The organism is Corallococcus macrosporus, from assembly GCF_017302985.1.
Lineage (GTDB): Bacteria > Myxococcota > Myxococcia > Myxococcales > Myxococcaceae > Corallococcus > Corallococcus macrosporus_A.
The window spans coordinates 92,070-106,837 of record NZ_JAFIMU010000007.1 but is presented as its reverse complement, the minus strand read 5'-3'; the positions used below and the strand labels follow the sequence as shown (position 1 = coordinate 106,837).

The window sequence follows — 14,768 nt, the reverse complement described above, 5'->3', positions numbered from 1 at the left end:
CTGGCATCCGCGCTGCAATGAGCCAGCGCAACGACGTCCCGAACCCGGTGACCCCCATGCGCCTCGCCAACCCCACGGCCTTCTCGTCTTCCCTGCGTCCCAGCGCTGTTTCGTCCACCCCCGTCACCCCGAAGCAGCAGCTGTCGGCGGGTCCCGTCCGGGACATGAGCGCGCGGGGCTTCAGCCCGCTGGATTCCTTCGAGCCCGCGGCGGTCATCAACCGGTGCCCGACCCCTCCGGTGGCCGCCGCTCCCCAGCCGCCCTCCGGTTCGGGCGTCCCGAGCGCCAATGACAAGCGGCCCGCGGGCGACAACCGGACGGCGGCGCAGATCGTCGACGACTCGCCCGTGCTCAAGAAGCTGGGCCGCCAGAAGGACATCAAGTTCGATGAGCTGTGCAAGCAGACGGGCATCGACCCCAAGCTCGACCTGAAGGACCCGAAGCAGAACGCCGACGCCGTCTACCGCCTCACGAAGGTGCTGGAGTTCATCGACAGCGCCAAGGCCTCCACGGGCGGGGACCGCTCGAACAAGGTCCAGGACGGCAAGGGCGACGGCAACATCGAGGGCATCACCAAGGACGGCGACGCGCGCCACGGCACCGAGGCCGGCATGCTCAAGGACTTCGCCGAGAAGGGCTACTCCTTCCTGGGCGAGCACCAGCTGCCGACGACGAAGGACACCCACGTCAAGGCGGACGGGAGCAACAAGGACAACTTCCAGTGGGCCGCGGGCGAGGCGGGCAAGGCCCTGTGGTTCCTGCCGGGAGTCAGCAACGTGCTGACGGGCATCGGCAACTCGGAGGGCGGCTTCAAGGGCGTCATCGAGGGCGCCGCGACCGGCACCCTCAACACCCTGAAGGGCGTCGCGGAGGGCGTCGTCGGCTCCATCACGAAGGGCCGCGCCAACCCGGCCTCCATGCTCTTCGGCGCCTACATGGGCGCGCTGTCGAACACCGAGGCCGCTCCCCAGCCGGTGAAGGACATCGCCAGCCTGTTCTGAGCCACCAGGAGACGTCGCTTCAAGGACGGCCTGCCCCTCTTATGCGGAGGGGCAGGCCGTCGCCGTTTGGGGCGCGGCGGCGGGTGATGGCTGCTGTCGCCGGCACTGGTGATCGCAGTCACCAGCTCCCGCGACGCCCCTTCCGCCAACTGCTTGAAACCACGGGCGGGGCCTGGCCACACGGTGCGCTGGAGGGGCGGCATGTCGGATGCAGTAGGGGAGGGCATCGCTGTTCAGTCCCCCTTCGCCGCCCCTGAGGTTGCTCCCATGGCCCGTCGCATCGGTTCGTCCCTCTCCCGCTCCGCCACGCTCCCGACCTCCACGGTGTCCCAGCCCAAGCCTCCCGCGCGCGCGTCGACGCTCCCCACGACGCCCACGAAGCCCGTGGCGACGACGCCCGCCGTGACGGCCACGAAGCCCACCACGACGGCCACGAAGCCCACCGCGACCACGCCGGCCGCCACGGAGCCCCGGCCGGTGAAGCACGCGGGCGGGCCCGAGGGCGCGCCCTCCTACACCCCCTGGGAGAAGACGACGGGCCAGGGCTCGGATGTGTCGCTGAGCGGCGGTGACAACAAGCTCACGGCGCCCCCGGCCGCGAAGCAGACGATGTTCGTCGACAAGCCGGGCACCCCCTTCCAGAAGGACACCTTCGGCGGTGGCCGGCTGAGCGGCGGCATGGGCTCGATGCAGGCCTCCACCACGACCCACAGCGGCGGTGGCGTGCACCACTACTCGGCCCAGGCCGAGGTGCAGGGGCCCCACGCCTCCTACGAGCTGCAGAAGACGCACGCGGGCCGCTTCGGCGTGTCGAGCGCGCAGCTCACCGGCGAGGCGAACAGCTTCAAGGCGCAGGCGCAGGCCGGCGTGTCGGCCGACACGGGCTCGCACGCGTACACCGCCGCGCTGACGGCCAAGGCGGAGACGGGCGTGGGCGTCACGGCGAGCGCCAGCCACGACTTCAACCGGCACGTGGGCGGCTACGTGAAGGGTGAGGCGAAGGCCTCCGCCAACGCCTTCGCGGAGGGCGTGGCCACCGTGGATCCGAAGACGGCCACGGCGATGGTCTCCGGGCAGGTGGGCGCGTCAGCCACCGCGGGCGCGTACGCCACGGCGGGCGGGCACGTGGGCCGGGTGCACGGCTCGGTCACGGCGGGCGCGGTGGCGGGTGCCTCCGCCCAGGCGGGCGGGAAGTTCGGCCTGGAGAACGGCTTCCTCAAGCAGTCCGCGGACGTGAGCACCGCCCTGGGCGTGGGCACCCACGTGAAGACCGACGTGGCGGTCGACCTGCGTCACCACCTCAAGCCGGGCATCGCCTCCGGCCTGCGTCCCGCCCTCGGCGGCGCCATGGGCGTGCCGGCCCCCACGCTCGCCATCGAGCCCGAGAAGTCCCACGTCGAGAAGTTCTTCGCCAAGGCCTTCCACCGGTCGTGATGCGCCGCTGAGAAGCCGCATGCCGGCCCCTCCTCCCGGGCCGGCATGCAGAAGCGACGTCTAGTTACAGGGCGCGCCGCAGATGCCGGCACCCCGGGCCTGACATGCCGCCGTGTTGATGCAGAACTCGCCATCACCGGTGCAGCAGCCCAGCAGGTTCGAGGGTTCTCCCGTGGTCTCGTCCGGCACCGCGCTGCTGGGAGCGGTCGAGACGAGCACGGCTTCCTCGTTCGCCACGACCTCACCCGGGGCGAGCTGCGAGGAAGAGGGGACAGCCATTCCCACCACGAAGGCAAAACTCAGGGCGACTCCGGAAACGAGCTTCCGCAGCATCTGATGCTCCTTGGGTTGAGAGGCATTGGGAACGTTACTCCCAGTGCGTCTGCAATCCAATGGCTTGACAGGTAAGAGAGTTCTTACTCATCATGCGCGGGCGATGATGCACACGGAGCCAGGGGTATTCGGGGCAATCAGCCATCCGGCGCGGCGCCGCATGCTGGACCTGCTGGTCGAAGGCGACCGTCCGGTGAATGCGATCGCCGAGAACTTCGAGATGAGCCGCCCGGCGGTGTCGCAGCACCTGCGGGTGCTGCTCGACGCGGGCCTGGTCACCGAGCAGCGGCACGGCCGGGAGCGGCGGTATCGCCTGGTGCCGGAGCGGCTGGAGCCGGTGCGCGACTGGCTCGCTCACTACGAGCGGTTCTGGGACGACAACTTCACCCGCCTGCGGCGGCACCTCGAGAAGGGCGACGAGCGATGACGACGAAGGCCATCCGGCGGGAGCTGAAGTTCACCCAGTCGCCCGCCGTGGTGTGGCGCGCGCTCACGACCCGCGAGGCGCTCGCGGACTGGATGTACCCGAACGACTTCGAGCCGCGCGTCGGGCACCGCTTCACGTTCCGCGTGCCTCCGGACCCCCGGGCCAACATGCAGGGGCTCGTCGTGCACTGCGAGGTCCTCAAGTGCGCGCCTCCGTCCGAGCTCGAGTTCACGTGGGTCGTGGGCGAGGGCTGGCTGGACACGCGCGTCAGCTACCGGCTGGAAGCCGACGGCGACGGGACGCGCGTGCTCTTCGAGCACTCCGGCTTCAAGGAGGACTCCGCGTTCCACGGCGCCGGGTACGGCTGGAAGATGATGCACGGAAAGCTCTCCAAGACCCTCAGGAACCCCCATCCATGAACATCCTCTTCTGGAGTCTTCAGGTCGTCCTCGCGCTGCTGTTCCTCTCGGGCGGGGCGTACAAGGCCTTCTCGTTCCAGCAACTCGCGGGCCAGTTCAGCGAGGTCCCGCACGCGGGATGGCGAGCACTCGGCTTGCTGGAGATGGCCGGGGGCGTGCTGCTCATCATCCCGGCGGCATTGAAGTGGATGCCCGGCCTCACCGCGCACGCGGCCGCGGTGCTCGCGTTCGAGACGTTCGCGCTCGCCGCGCTGTACGCCCGTCATTCGACGAAGCTGACGCCCGAGAACCCGATGCTCTGGGCGCTCGTGATGGGGGGGCTGGTCGCCTTCGTGGCGTACGGCCGCTACGTCCTCCATCCGGTGGTGCCGGTCACCGCGTGACGCAAGGGAGGGACCATGCCCACGAAGCCAAAGCTCCTGTCCGGTGGCAACCCCCAGATTCCGAAAGGCGAGGGGGACGCGCCGGTGCAGGCCTTCATCGAAGCCATGCCCGGGTGGAAGCGCGACGTCGGCCGTCGCATCGACGCGCTCATCGTCCGCACCGTCCCGGGCGTGCGCAAGGCGGTGAAGTGGAACACGCCGTTCTTCGGCGTCGGCGAGGAGGGCTACTTCGCCGCGTTCCACTGCTTCAACAAGTACGTCAAGGTGACCTTCTTCCGGGGCACGTCGCTCAAGCCGCTCCCCCCTGGCGAGTCCAAGGTGAAGGACGTCCGCTACTACGACATCCACGAGGGGAAGCTCGACGAGGAGCAACTGGCCTCGTGGATCCGCCAGGCCGCCGCGCTCCCGGGCCTGGTCCAGTAGCTATTCCGGAAGGGCGCCCAGCACGGGCGTCAGATCAGGATCCGCCTTTTGCATGGCCCGCCGGTACGCGGGCCGCGCGCCAATGCGTTGCAGGTAGGCCAGGATGTGGGGCCAGGGCGACAGGTCATACGGCTTGAACAGCCGCATCGTGGTCAGCGTGAACACGGTCATGATGTCCGCCGCCGTCAGCGCCTCGCCGGCCAGGTAGGGCGCCTCCCCCAGCCGCCTCTCCAGGGTGGAGAAGGCCAGGTTGAACCGGTCCCTGGCTGCCTGCAGCAGCACGTTCTTCTCCGAAGGGTCGGCGCGCTCCAGGTACCTCACCTGCAGGACGAGCGGTTGCAGCGTCCCGTTGGCGAAATGGAACCAGTACAGATAGTCGGCGAAGCCGGGCTCGCCCCGCTTCACGACGAGCCGGCCGTCGCCGTGGGTCTGGAGCAGGTACTCGCAGATGGCTCCGGACTCGCCGAGGACGAGGCCGCCGTCGGTGAGGACCGGCGCCGTGCCCATCGGGTGGAGCGCCTTGTATTCCGGTGGGGCCAGCCGGTTGTCGGCCCGGCGCGGATACCGCTTCAGCTCGTAGTCGAGCCCGAGCTCCTCGCAGAGCCAGACGATCCGCTCGGATTGCGACCGTCCGAGATGATGAAGCGTCAGCATGGGGACACCCTGGCCCGAAGCATTGTCGTGCGCATGGGTGGACCGTAGGCTTCGCGCGTCCGCTGGAAAAGACGTGCCCGGATACCGGTATGGCGACTACCACCCTCCCTGAATTCCTCCGCAGTCGCCGCGAGCGGCTTCACCCCGAGTCCACCGGGCGGCGACGCACGCCCGGGCTGCGGCGCGAGGAGGTCGCGGCGCGCGCCGGGGTGAGCGTCACCTGGTACACGTGGCTCGAACAGGGGCGGGGTGGGGTGCCGTCCGACGACGTGCTCGAACGCCTCGCTCGCGCACTCGAGCTGGATGACACGAACCGGGAGATGCTGTTCCTGCTCGCCCACGCGCGTCCGCCGCCTCGCCGCTACACACCGCCGTCCGAGGTCACGCCGACACTCCAGCGCGTGCTCGACAGCCTGCGCGTGCCCGCGTTCGTGAAGACGCCGACGTTCCAGATTGTCGCGTGGAATCGCGCCGCGGTGGCGGTGATCGGCGACTACGCCGCGCTTGCCGAGCGCGACCGGAACATGCTCCGCCGGGTCTTCCATCCCGAAGCCGCCACGTTCCTGCCGCATGGCGAGGACATGCGCCGCACGGCCCTCGCCGCGTTTCGCGTCGACATCGAGCGGGCGGGAGCCTCCGAGGAAGCGGCCGCGCTCGTCGATGAGCTGATGCAGACAAGTGAGGAGTTCCGCCGGCTGTGGGCCGAGAACGAGCTGTCCACGCACGGCGTGAAGTCCCGGCGGTTCTTCCGGCCGGAGGTCGGCGAGCTCCTGTTCGACGCATCGACGTTCTCCGTCGATGACAGCGACGGCCTGAGCATGGTGGTCCTCTCACCCGCCGACGACGCTTCCGCGCGTGGGGTCGAACAGTTGCTCAACGACCACGGCGGACGCTGAAGCCTCCCTAAGCAGCCAGCTCGTGACGTCGCCGCGCCCAGGTCTCGAAGCTGGTGGGGACCAGGCCGTAGGAGCGCGCGAACTCAGGCCGTGCCAGCAGCGGGGCGACGTTCATGTAGGTCAGGCCCTGCGCCACGCCGGGATGCAGGCCCGCCGCGACGGCCTCCTCGATGGTGCAGGACTGGACGACGTACTCCTTGCCATCGATGCGCGACAGGGTCTCGGCAATTTCAGGAAGCGTGAGCAGGTCGCTCGCGAGCTGGAGGGTCACGCCGTGGAACCTCGCGGGATCGAGGAGGGCCGCCGCGGCCGCTTGCCCGACGTCCTCGGGCGCGACCAGCGCGAGGGGCTTGTCGGTCCTGATCACCGTGAGCAGCCGGCGTCCGTCAGCGAACCCGGCCGGATCGAACATGGGTTGATCCATGAAGGTGGAGGGCAGGATGAGCGTCCAGTGCTTGAAGCCCGCGGTGCGGACGAGGTCGCAGGTGGCGAGCTTGTTCTCCCAGTACGTCTCTTGAAACTTCCAGCGTCCCTCCGCCCAGCCCTCGACGTTGCGGTGGTCCCCGACGCCGGACGTCGCGGTGTGCACGAACGTCTCGACGCCCTCGGCAAGCGCGGCCCCGACGAGGTTCCTGCCTTGCTGGAGCTCCTGGCTGAAGTCGATGCCGGTCGCGGAGACGATGGGGGACTGCATCGAGAAGACCGCCCGAGCCCCGGCGCAGGCGGCGCGCAACGACGCCGGGTTGTTGAGATTGCCGACGACGACCTCCGCGCCAGCCGCCGCGAGCGCCCTGGCATTCGCCGCCGCCGGATCGCGCACCAGCACGCGCACCGCGGTGCGGCCCCCTGCCAGCAGTGCCCGGGCGGTGGCGCCGCCCTGGCGCCCCGTGGCGGCCGTGACGAGAACGACATCCTTGCTGCCCATCGAGCGCTCCTCTCGTAAGTGGGGGACCCCACCGTTTATTTCCGTGGTTAGATACGGAGGGGCCCCCCGTTTGTCAAATCGAAGGGGCGCGTGAGGAGGAAGCCGCCGTGGAGCGGGTGAAGCGGTTGCGAGCGGACGGACAACGCAACCGGGAGCGGATTGTCGAGGTCGCCGCGGAGCTGATCGCGAGGGATGGCGCGCAGGTATCCCTGGAGGAGATTGCGCGGCAGGCGGGGGTGGGGTCAGCGACCCTGCACCGGCACTTCCCGTCGCGGCAGGCGCTGCTGGAGGCGGTCTTCCAAGATGGCGTCGCACAGCTCTGTGCTCGGGCCGCCGCGCAACCGGGCAAGGCTCCCGCCGTCGAGCTGGCGGCCTGGCTCGAGGAGCTGACGGTCTACACCGCGACCCACCGCGGGCTTGCCGCCGCGCTGCTGGCCGGGCTGGATGGCCGGGCGGCGGAAGACCTCTGCGCCACCGACCGGCTCACCGGCGCGATGTCCGTCCTGGTGGACCGCGCCTCCGCGGCGGGCGCACTCCACGCCGACGTGACACCGGGGGACCTGATGAAGCTGGCGAACGCAATTGCCGTGGCCAACGAGAACGACCCGCTCACCGCGCGCCGCTTGCTGCGCCTGGCGCTCACCGGCATTCGGCCGTGAAGCCGGAAGCGCTTCCCGTCAGGGAATCGAAATGCCGGTGGCCCGGGCCAGCTCACTGAGCAGCTGGGCCTGGAACTCCAGGTCGTGGACCGCGGCATGCGGTTCGACCCGCCGCTGGTGGTGCCAGTAGCCACCGGTGGTGCAGGCCTCCGTGGCGTCGCTGGTCGCCAGCCACTCCTGCGTGAGGTGACCGAGCCGCAGGTCATCCGGCGCGTTGGGCCCGCCCATCTTCGTGGGAACCCAGCCCGGATCGACCGAGTTGCTGAAGACCTCCGGCCAGCGCCGGGCGATGGCCGCGGCCAGCGTGGTGACGAAGAGCTTGCTGTCCGAGTAGCTCCCCGTGGCGCGACCTCCGGTCCAATCCATGTCATCGAGGTCCGGCTTGCCGCCCCGGTGCATCCCGCTGCTCAGGTAGATGAGGCGCTGGGGCCGCTGGATGAGCGCGGTGAGCACGTAGGGCGCCACGACGTTCACGGACAGGACCGACGGGCTGGAGTACACGCCTGCGTTGTGGATGACGGCGTCCATGCGCCCCAGCGTGTTGACCTGCCGGGCGAGGTCTCGGGTCTGGTCCAGCGCCGCGATGTCCGCGACCAGCGCGGTCGCGCCTTGCGCCACCAGGTCCTGTACGCCCGCGAGCCGCTGCTCGCCGCGCACGTGGATGATCACCTCATGACCGTCGGAGAGAAGGGTCCGGGCGGCGGCTTTGCCCAAGCCGTCCGCGGACCCGGTGATAAAGATGCGTGCCATGTCTCACGACTATGGGCGCCGTCACGCTGGGGTACCACTCACTGCGCGTGGAGCGACGCGCCCGAGTCCTGGATAGCCAGGGTTTCAGGCTTATCTATACTGAGGCACCTCTTGAAGGAGTCCTCACCCACCCATGCATCAGGGTTCATGCTTGTGCGGCGCGGTCCGCTTCACCGTCGAGGGCGAGTTGCCCGCCCCCGATGCCTGCCATTGCGGCAAGTGCCGCAAGCACTCGGGCCACTACTTCGTGTCGGCCGACGTGCCGCGCTCGGCGGTCACCATCGAGGGCCAGGACAAGATTGGCTGGTTCCAGTCGTCCGAGAAGGCGCGTCGCGGCTTCTGCTCTGTCTGTGGTTCGTCGCTGTTCTGGGACCCGCTCCAGCGCGACTGGATTGGAATTGCCATGGGTGCCTTCGACACGCCAACCCACACCCGCATCGCGGTCCATGTCTACACGGCCCACAAGGGCGACTATTACGACATCGCGGACGGCGTGCCTCGGTTCGACACGATCCCACCCAAGCCGCATTGAGGAGGGCCGGCGGATGCATCCGTTTCACTTCACCTGCGAATCCCTGCGCAGCGATACGCGCCAGCACCGGCTGCTCTCCGCCGGGATGGCGGTGTCCTGGGCCGCGTTCGCGGCGGGCCTGCGCACGGAGCCCGCGCTGCGGTCGGCGCTCTCCGAGACCCTGGCGGACTGCCCGTACCCGGCGTTCTTCTGGGAGACCCCAGCAGTGTCGGCGGCAGGGACCGGAACGCCGTTCGAGATGGTGCTGGTTTCCGCTCCCTCTCTGGCGGGGACGAAAGCGTCACCGGTGGCGTTCGCGGAGCAGCTCCAGTTGGAGGACCGGTCGGGGCCAGAGGTCCGCACGTTCGCCAACCTGGGTGGGGACGCGACCCTGGTGGTGCCGCGCGCGATGGCGGACTCCGAGTCGTATGGCCATCTGGCCGCGTTCGTGCGCGCAGCTCCGGCGTCGCAGGTCCATGCGCTATGGCAGGCGGTTGGCGAGGCGTTGACAGCCGCATGGGCCCGCGGGCCGGCACCGGTGTGGCTGAGCACGTCGGGGAGCGGGGTGCCGTGGCTGCACGTGCGGCTCGACGCACGGCCGAAATACTACAAGCACGCGCCGTATCGGGTCCGGCCGGCGCACGGGCGGTAGGAGGCTGACGCGTGCACGAGTACGACTTGATCGCGGACTGGTATGCAGCCCACCGCGCGGGACCCATGGGCGTGCCGGAAGTGACGGCGCTCGCGGCCTCGCTTCCGGCCGGCGCCTCCGTGCTGGATGTCGGCTGCGGCACGGGGCTGCCGCTGACGCGGGTGTTGCTGGAGCACGGCTGCCAGGTGACGGGCGTGGACAGCTCCCACGAGCTGCTGGCGCGATTCCAGGCGAACTTCCCCCACGTGCCGGTGCGCTGTGCGCCCATCCAGTCGTGTGAGCTCCCGGCGCGGGCGTTCGACGCCGCGATGGCGTGGGGCGTCCTGTTCCACCTGAGCCACGAAGCGCAGGAACAGGCGATCGCCAACATCGCCAGCGCGTTGAAGCCTGGCGCCCCGTTCCTCTTCACCTCGGGCGACACCCACGGCTCCATCGATGGCGCGCCAATGGATGGCGTGCCGTTCCGCTATCACTCGTACAGCGTCGACGGGTATCGCGACCTGCTGCGCGCGCACGGGCTCATGCTGGAGACGACGCACACGGACCCGGGCGGGAACCGCTACTACCTGGCGCGAAAGACGGGCTGAGGTCAGGGCAGACGGTTCAGGGTGCCCATGTCCTCCGCGCTCAGGCGGAGCGCGGCGCTCGCGAGGTTCTCCTTCAGGTGCTTCACCGACGACGTGCCCGGGATGGGGAGCACGTTGGGGGAGCGATGGAGGAGCCAGGCCAGCGCGACCTGCATCGGTGTCGCGCCCAGCCGCGCGGCCAGGCCGTTCAGGGTGCTCGACTGCAGCGGCGTGAACCCGCCCAGCGGGAAGAACGGCACGTAGGCCGTGCCGCTGGCGGCGAGCTGGTCGATCAACGCGTCGTCGCGCCGGTGCGTCAGGTTGTAGTGGTTCTGCACGCAGACGATGTCTGTGATTCCGCGGCCCTCGGCGACCTGCGTCGGCGTGACGTTGCTCAAGCCGATGTGGCGGATGAGGCCGCGCCGCTGAAGCTCCGCGAGCGCTGTGAGCGGCGCCTCGATGGAGCCTTCCACCGGGCCCTCGGCGCTGAACATCGCGCGGAAGTTCACGACGTCGAGCACCTCGAGCCCGAGGTTGCGCAGGTTGTCGTGGACCGAGCGCTCGAGGTCCGCCGCGGAGAACGCGGGCTCCCACGAGCCATGGGGGCCGCGCACCGCGCCGACCTTCGTGGCGATGACCAGCCCGTCGCGATACGGGTGCAGCGCCTCACGGATGAGCTGGTTGGTCACGTGGGGGCCGTAGATGTCGCTGGTGTCGAGATGGTCGACGCCCTGGGCGATGGCCTCTTGCAGCACCGCGACCGCCGCCTTGCGGTCCCTGGGAGGGCCGAAGACGCCGGGGCCGGCGAGCTGCATGGCGCCATACCCGACGCGGCGAACGGTGTGCGTGCCAATGCGATAGCTGCCTGGAATGTGCGGGTGGGTCACGGTGAAGCTCCTGGGTTGAACGAGGTGGCCCACCCCATGTACGCAACGAACCACTGCGCGACTATCGGTGGCAGTCTGTACAGGCTGTGCGAAAATCCGCACAGCGATGGATGAGCTCACGGACCTCACGGCCTTCATGACGGTCGCTCGCGAGGGCGGGTTTCGCAGCGCTGCCCGTGCGGCGGGCAGCAGTGCTTCACGCATGGGAGACGCGGTCCGCCGCCTGGAAGCCCGGCTGGGCGTCCGGCTGCTCCACCGGACCACGCGCAGCGTGACGCCCACGGACGCAGGGGCCCGCCTGCTGGAGCGGCTCGCGCCCGCGCTCGGCGAGGTGCGCTCGGCGTTGGACGTGGTCAACGACTTCCGCGACCGCCCCGCGGGACGGCTTCGGCTCAACGTCCCCATCGCGGCGGCGCGGCTCGTGCTGCCGGGCATCGTGCCGCCGTTCCTCGCGAAGTATCCCGACATCCGCCTGGAGGTGATCGCCGAGGAGCGCCTCGTCGACGTGGTGGCCGAGGGCTACGACGCGGGCATCCGCTACGAGGAGCGGCTCGCGCAGGACATGGTGGCGGTCCCGATTGGTCCTCGCGTCCAGCGGTTCGCGACCGCCGCCTCGCCCGCGTACTTCGCACGCCGTGGCCGCCCCAGACACCCGCGCGAGCTGCTGGACCACGATTGCCTGGGGGGCCGGTACATCGGGGGCCCGCTGCATGCGTGGGAGTTCGAGCGCGGTGGAAAGACCCTCCGCGTCGATCCGAAGGGCCCGCTGGTGGTCGGCCTTGGCACGACCACCGACCTCGCGGTGGCTGCCGCCGTGGCGGGGACCGGGATCATCTACGACTTCGAGGACTGGCTGCGGCCCTACATCGACCGGGGAGAGCTCGAACCCGTGCTCGAGCCCTGGTGGCCTGCCTTCTCCGGGCCGGTGCTCTACTACCCCGGACGTCACCACCTCCCGACGCCGCTGCGTGCGTTCATCGACTTCGTCAAATCCTTGCAGCCCCGCGGGCACCCGTGGCGTTCCTGTTCCTGAATGGCTGCGGCAGTGCCGATCTCCAAGGCGTGGAGACGGCAAGCACCCTGCAAGGCGTGGCGGCGGCGGCGGTGCCCCTCCCGGTCCCTGGGTGCCCGGTGGGCGCGCTGGATACGGACAGCGACGGCATCTGCGACCTCGTGGAGGCGGTGTTGGGCACCAATCCCAACAGCTCCGACACGGACGGGGACCGCCTCAGCGACTACGCGGAGGCGTTCGGATTCGGCGGCGTCCTGGACCTGCCGACGCTCGGCGCGAACGCTCGCTGGACGGACTTCGACGTCATCAAGGGGAAGTACTTCACCGCCAGCCGCGCGCCCTACTTCCACTACATGCTGTTCGCGAACCGCTACAGCGGAGGCAACTCCAGCGGCATCTCGCGTGGCATCCCCGCGCATGACTTCGTGGTGACGCTGGGCTTCATCGGCGGCGGCACGGAGTTGCAGCAGGCCGGCACCCTGATGCACGAGCTGGGACACAACATCGGGCTGCGCCACGGCGGCAACGACGACTCCAACTACAAGCCCAACTACCTGAGCATCATGAACTACGAGTACCAGTTCTATGGCTTCGGGAAGGGCGGCTTGAACAACGTGCTGGATTACTCGCGCGTGCAGGTGGCCGCCTTCAACGAGGCGACGGTCAACGAGGTGTCCGCCTTCGCGCCCGTCGCTCCCACCACGGAAGCGGACCTCGCCCTCATCAGCGGGCTGCGCTTCAACAACGTCCAGGTCACCGGCAACGCGAGCGCCAACCTGGACTTCGACAACAACGGGACCATCCAGGCCGCGTCCTACGCCCTGGACTTCAACCGCTCCGGCGCCGCCAACAACGTGTTCCCCGCTTCGCAGAACGACTGGACGGCCCTCTTGTACGACGGCGGCGGCCAGATTGGCTTCGCCGCGCAGGGCCTCTCCCAGGACCTGGGCCGTGAGGAGCGGTTCCTCGTCGCCCCCGAGAAGATGGAGCCCTGCCTCACCGTGGATGCGCGCGACGCCCGGTAGGCCCGGTCTTCCTTGCTGAAGCGTTGCATGCGGCCGCCGGGTTCCCTGCAGGGAGCCCGGCGGGGGAGCAGGGACTGTACGACGCGTGGAAGCGCCAGGAACCTGGATGATCAGACGAGGAAGTGGCTCCGGTAGTCACCCGGAGTCACTCCTGTCTTTCGCTTGAACAGGCGTGAGAACGACGCCTGGTCAAGATAGCCCGAGCGCAGACACACCTCGGACACGGGCAGTTGGGTGTCCTCGAGCAGCGCCCGCGCTGCCTGGAGCTTCAGCCCCTGGATCCACTGTCCGGGGCTGGTGCCGAGTTCTACCTCGAAGCGCCGGGAGAGGGTTCGCTCGCTCAGGTGCAGCTTGCCCGCAAGGTACCTCGGCGTGAGGAGTGACAGGTCGCGTGGGACGTGTCGCAGGGCCTCCTTCACGAAGGGGTGGCTGCGATGGTCATCGGGGAGCTCGAACGGGGTCTGCACCTTTCGACGCGCGGGCAGGGCCATCAGCCTGCGCACCTGCCGCTCCTGCGCCGCGAAGCCCAGGTCGATCAGGAGCGTCGACATCAGGTCCACCACGGCGAAGGAGGCTCCCGCCGTGTAGAAGGGACCCTGGCGCACGACCAGCCGGGACGTGTCCCACTTCACGGCCGGAAAGCGCTGCTGGACCTCGTCCTTCAGCCACCAGCCAATCGTGGCCTTTCGCGCGTGGAGCAGGCCGCGCATGGCCAGGAAGAAGGGGGCCGCGCACGGCGCCGCGATGGTCGCGCCCTGGCGCAGTGCCAGGTCGACAAGTCCCTGGACGCGTCGCCCCTCCTCCAGCAGCAGGGAGATTGTCTCCTCGGGGGTCGGGTGCGGTGCCGACAGGAGCACCAGCACGTCCAGCTTCCTTGAGGGCTTGGGTCGTGCGGGGAAGGTGATGCCGAGCCTCGACACGGAGGGGACATGCGAGGACACGAACTCCGTCGTGAACCGCGGCCCGTCGTCCACGGTGTTGGCCAGCGCGAGCATCTCCGCGACCGTGGAGGCCAGCGTGGCGTAGAAGAAGCGCGGCAGGTGGATGACGACGTGCATCTGGCGAGAATGGCAAAAACCTTGTCGTTCCAGACAATTTTCCCAGGCACCGAAGTCCGGCAGCTTGCGCCCATCCCCGAACCCTGGAGATGCGCGACACATGTCCCTCCCTGAACGACATCCAGAGGTGCTGCGTCAACTGGAGGCGCGAAAGTCGGTCACCTACTTCCAACCCGGCCGCCCGATGCCGCTCGAGGACGTCCGCGCCCTGGTGCACTCCGCGTCGCAGGCTCCCTCCTCATCGAACCTTCAGCACTGGCGCTTCCTGGCGTTGGTGGACCCCGAGCAGAAGAACCTGCTGCGTGGGTACGCCTTGGGGCAGCGGAAGGTCAGTGATTGTTCGGCGGTGTTCGTCGTGCTGGCGGACCTGCGCGCCGTGGACGAGATGCCCCGGCTGACCGACGCGGCGATTCGCGCCAACGTCTTCGGCGAGGGCATGCGCGAGACGTGGAACCGCCTGGCCGACAACTACCGGGATGCGCAGGTCAACCGGGACGAGGCCCTGCGGTCCGCGGCACTCGCGTCGATGAACCTCATGACCGCGGCACATGCCCTGGGCTACGTCTCCGGCCCCGTCGGAGGTTTCAATGCCGACGGCATTCGCGAGGCCTTTGGCATCCCGAGCCGCTACCTCGTTTCGCTCATCATCTGTGTCGGCCACGAGGGCGAGGGCAACTGGACGAAGAAGCCGCGCAAGCCCGTGGAGGAAATCCTGTTCATCGACCGGATGCGACCCGGCGCGGAGTAGTCCCG

20 protein-coding genes are annotated in these 14,768 nt (G+C 69.2%); 14 read left to right on the top strand and 6 right to left on the bottom strand.

What is annotated here, in order from left to right; translation table 11 throughout:
- Positions 1–17: 17 nt before the first annotated feature.
- Together JYK02_RS12735 and JYK02_RS12730 are read left to right on the top strand one after the other, a co-directional pair.
- The gene (locus JYK02_RS12735; RefSeq protein WP_207055361.1) at positions 18–1,001 is read left to right on the top strand and encodes a hypothetical protein; all 984 of its coding nucleotides are present in this window, start codon (positions 18–20) and stop codon (positions 999–1,001) included.
- Positions 1,002–1,268: 267 nt separating this feature from the next.
- Positions 1,269–2,435: a hypothetical protein gene (locus tag JYK02_RS12730; protein WP_207051199.1), complete on the top strand. Its 1,167-nt coding sequence runs from the start codon at positions 1,269–1,271 to the stop codon at positions 2,433–2,435.
- A gap of 60 nt (positions 2,436–2,495) precedes the next feature.
- Here JYK02_RS12730 and JYK02_RS12725 read toward each other — a convergent pair whose 3' ends face one another.
- Positions 2,496–2,714, bottom strand: a complete 219-nt coding sequence (locus tag JYK02_RS12725; RefSeq protein ID WP_207051198.1) for a hypothetical protein — start codon at positions 2,712–2,714, stop codon at positions 2,496–2,498.
- 157 nt (positions 2,715–2,871) lie between these two features.
- Here JYK02_RS12725 and JYK02_RS12720 point away from each other — a divergent pair, with 157 nt between their 5' ends.
- From JYK02_RS12720 to JYK02_RS12705, 4 genes are read left to right on the top strand one after another with little or no spacing between them, the layout of a single operon-like run.
- Positions 2,872–3,195, top strand: coding sequence for an ArsR/SmtB family transcription factor (locus JYK02_RS12720; protein WP_207051197.1), 324 nt, complete (start codon positions 2,872–2,874; stop codon positions 3,193–3,195).
- The gene (locus tag JYK02_RS12715) at positions 3,192–3,614 is read left to right on the top strand and encodes an SRPBCC family protein (protein WP_207051196.1); all 423 of its coding nucleotides are present in this window, start codon (positions 3,192–3,194) and stop codon (positions 3,612–3,614) included. Before JYK02_RS12720 ends, JYK02_RS12715 begins: the two co-directional genes overlap by 4 nt.
- Entirely contained in the window at positions 3,611–3,997 is a 387-nt protein-coding gene (locus tag JYK02_RS12710; protein WP_207051195.1) for a DoxX family protein, read from the top strand. Before JYK02_RS12715 ends, JYK02_RS12710 begins: the two co-directional genes overlap by 4 nt.
- Before the next feature lie 15 nt (positions 3,998–4,012).
- Complete coding sequence (locus JYK02_RS12705; RefSeq protein WP_207051194.1) at positions 4,013–4,420, top strand: DUF1801 domain-containing protein; 408 nt, start codon at positions 4,013–4,015, stop codon at positions 4,418–4,420.
- Here the strand turns inward: JYK02_RS12705 and JYK02_RS12700 are convergent, their stop codons facing one another.
- On the bottom strand, positions 4,421–5,074 hold the full coding sequence (locus JYK02_RS12700) for a glutathione S-transferase family protein (protein ID WP_207051193.1): 654 nt from the start codon (positions 5,072–5,074) through the stop codon (positions 4,421–4,423).
- 89 nt (positions 5,075–5,163) lie between these two features.
- Here JYK02_RS12700 and JYK02_RS12695 point away from each other — a divergent pair, with 89 nt between their 5' ends.
- A complete protein-coding gene (locus tag JYK02_RS12695; protein ID WP_207051192.1) occupies positions 5,164–5,970 on the top strand; it encodes a helix-turn-helix transcriptional regulator in 807 nt (268 codons plus the stop codon).
- Positions 5,971–5,977: 7 nt separating this feature from the next.
- Here JYK02_RS12695 and JYK02_RS12690 read toward each other — a convergent pair whose 3' ends face one another.
- Complete coding sequence (locus JYK02_RS12690) at positions 5,978–6,895, bottom strand: NmrA family NAD(P)-binding protein (RefSeq protein ID WP_207051191.1); 918 nt, start codon at positions 6,893–6,895, stop codon at positions 5,978–5,980.
- A gap of 107 nt (positions 6,896–7,002) precedes the next feature.
- Here JYK02_RS12690 and JYK02_RS12685 point away from each other — a divergent pair, with 107 nt between their 5' ends.
- Positions 7,003–7,554, top strand: coding sequence for a TetR family transcriptional regulator (locus tag JYK02_RS12685; RefSeq protein WP_207051190.1), 552 nt, complete (start codon positions 7,003–7,005; stop codon positions 7,552–7,554).
- A gap of 18 nt (positions 7,555–7,572) precedes the next feature.
- On the opposite strand, the gene JYK02_RS12680 is transcribed toward JYK02_RS12685, so the two are convergent.
- Positions 7,573–8,304, bottom strand: coding sequence for an SDR family NAD(P)-dependent oxidoreductase (locus JYK02_RS12680; RefSeq protein WP_207051189.1), 732 nt, complete (start codon positions 8,302–8,304; stop codon positions 7,573–7,575).
- A gap of 133 nt (positions 8,305–8,437) precedes the next feature.
- Here JYK02_RS12680 and JYK02_RS12675 point away from each other — a divergent pair, with 133 nt between their 5' ends.
- From JYK02_RS12675 to JYK02_RS12665, 3 genes are read left to right on the top strand one after another with little or no spacing between them, the layout of a single operon-like run.
- Positions 8,438–8,836, top strand: coding sequence for a GFA family protein (locus tag JYK02_RS12675; RefSeq protein ID WP_207051188.1), 399 nt, complete (start codon positions 8,438–8,440; stop codon positions 8,834–8,836).
- 13 nt (positions 8,837–8,849) lie between these two features.
- Positions 8,850–9,467: a DUF6940 family protein gene (locus JYK02_RS12670; RefSeq protein ID WP_207051187.1), complete on the top strand. Its 618-nt coding sequence runs from the start codon at positions 8,850–8,852 to the stop codon at positions 9,465–9,467.
- 11 nt (positions 9,468–9,478) lie between these two features.
- On the top strand, positions 9,479–10,054 hold the full coding sequence (locus JYK02_RS12665) for a methyltransferase domain-containing protein (protein ID WP_207051186.1): 576 nt from the start codon (positions 9,479–9,481) through the stop codon (positions 10,052–10,054).
- Between the two features lie 2 nt (positions 10,055–10,056).
- Here JYK02_RS12665 and JYK02_RS12660 read toward each other — a convergent pair whose 3' ends face one another.
- Positions 10,057–10,920 carry an aldo/keto reductase family oxidoreductase gene (locus tag JYK02_RS12660; protein ID WP_347402477.1) on the bottom strand — a complete coding sequence of 288 codons (864 nt, stop codon included), beginning with the start codon at positions 10,918–10,920 and terminating at the stop codon, positions 10,057–10,059.
- A gap of 106 nt (positions 10,921–11,026) precedes the next feature.
- Between JYK02_RS12660 and JYK02_RS12655 the strand changes: the two genes are divergently transcribed.
- Positions 11,027–11,953: a LysR family transcriptional regulator gene (locus JYK02_RS12655; RefSeq protein WP_207051184.1), complete on the top strand. Its 927-nt coding sequence runs from the start codon at positions 11,027–11,029 to the stop codon at positions 11,951–11,953.
- 29 nt (positions 11,954–11,982) lie between these two features.
- Complete coding sequence (locus JYK02_RS12650) at positions 11,983–12,957, top strand: hypothetical protein (protein ID WP_347402476.1); 975 nt, start codon at positions 11,983–11,985, stop codon at positions 12,955–12,957.
- Positions 12,958–13,067: 110 nt separating this feature from the next.
- On the opposite strand, the gene JYK02_RS12645 is transcribed toward JYK02_RS12650, so the two are convergent.
- Positions 13,068–14,015: a GlxA family transcriptional regulator gene (locus JYK02_RS12645; protein ID WP_207051182.1), complete on the bottom strand. Its 948-nt coding sequence runs from the start codon at positions 14,013–14,015 to the stop codon at positions 13,068–13,070.
- Positions 14,016–14,115: 100 nt separating this feature from the next.
- On the opposite strand from JYK02_RS12645, the gene JYK02_RS12640 reads away from it, so the two are divergent.
- Positions 14,116–14,763 (top strand): nitroreductase family protein, encoded by a 648-nt coding sequence (locus JYK02_RS12640; protein WP_207051181.1) that lies wholly within the window; start codon positions 14,116–14,118, stop codon positions 14,761–14,763.
- Positions 14,764–14,768 lie beyond the last annotated feature (5 nt).

Bases quoted from the DNA above. Each gene is read 5' to 3' on its own strand.
- JYK02_RS12645 (WP_207051182.1), bottom strand. From the start codon at position 14,015: ATGCACGTCGTCATCCACCTGCCGCGCTTCTTCTACGCCACGCTGGCC.
- JYK02_RS12715 (WP_207051196.1), top strand. From the start codon at position 3,192: ATGACGACGAAGGCCATCCGGCGGGAGCTGAAGTTCACCCAGTCGCCC.
- JYK02_RS12695 (WP_207051192.1), top strand. From the start codon at position 5,164: ATGGCGACTACCACCCTCCCTGAATTCCTCCGCAGTCGCCGCGAGCGG.
- JYK02_RS12725 (WP_207051198.1), bottom strand. From the start codon at position 2,714: ATGGCTGTCCCCTCTTCCTCGCAGCTCGCCCCGGGTGAGGTCGTGGCG.
- JYK02_RS12710 (WP_207051195.1), top strand. From the start codon at position 3,611: ATGAACATCCTCTTCTGGAGTCTTCAGGTCGTCCTCGCGCTGCTGTTC.
- JYK02_RS12655 (WP_207051184.1), top strand. From the start codon at position 11,027: ATGGATGAGCTCACGGACCTCACGGCCTTCATGACGGTCGCTCGCGAG.
- JYK02_RS12700 (WP_207051193.1), bottom strand. From the start codon at position 5,074: ATGCTGACGCTTCATCATCTCGGACGGTCGCAATCCGAGCGGATCGTC.
- JYK02_RS12680 (WP_207051189.1), bottom strand. From the start codon at position 8,304: ATGGCACGCATCTTTATCACCGGGTCCGCGGACGGCTTGGGCAAAGCC.
- JYK02_RS12670 (WP_207051187.1), top strand. From the start codon at position 8,850: ATGCATCCGTTTCACTTCACCTGCGAATCCCTGCGCAGCGATACGCGC.
- JYK02_RS12675 (WP_207051188.1), top strand. From the start codon at position 8,438: ATGCATCAGGGTTCATGCTTGTGCGGCGCGGTCCGCTTCACCGTCGAG.
- JYK02_RS12690 (WP_207051191.1), bottom strand. From the start codon at position 6,895: ATGGGCAGCAAGGATGTCGTTCTCGTCACGGCCGCCACGGGGCGCCAG.
- JYK02_RS12730 (WP_207051199.1), top strand. From the start codon at position 1,269: ATGGCCCGTCGCATCGGTTCGTCCCTCTCCCGCTCCGCCACGCTCCCG.
- JYK02_RS12720 (WP_207051197.1), top strand. From the start codon at position 2,872: ATGATGCACACGGAGCCAGGGGTATTCGGGGCAATCAGCCATCCGGCG.
- JYK02_RS12640 (WP_207051181.1), top strand. From the start codon at position 14,116: ATGTCCCTCCCTGAACGACATCCAGAGGTGCTGCGTCAACTGGAGGCG.
- JYK02_RS12735 (WP_207055361.1), top strand. From the start codon at position 18: ATGAGCCAGCGCAACGACGTCCCGAACCCGGTGACCCCCATGCGCCTC.
- JYK02_RS12705 (WP_207051194.1), top strand. From the start codon at position 4,013: ATGCCCACGAAGCCAAAGCTCCTGTCCGGTGGCAACCCCCAGATTCCG.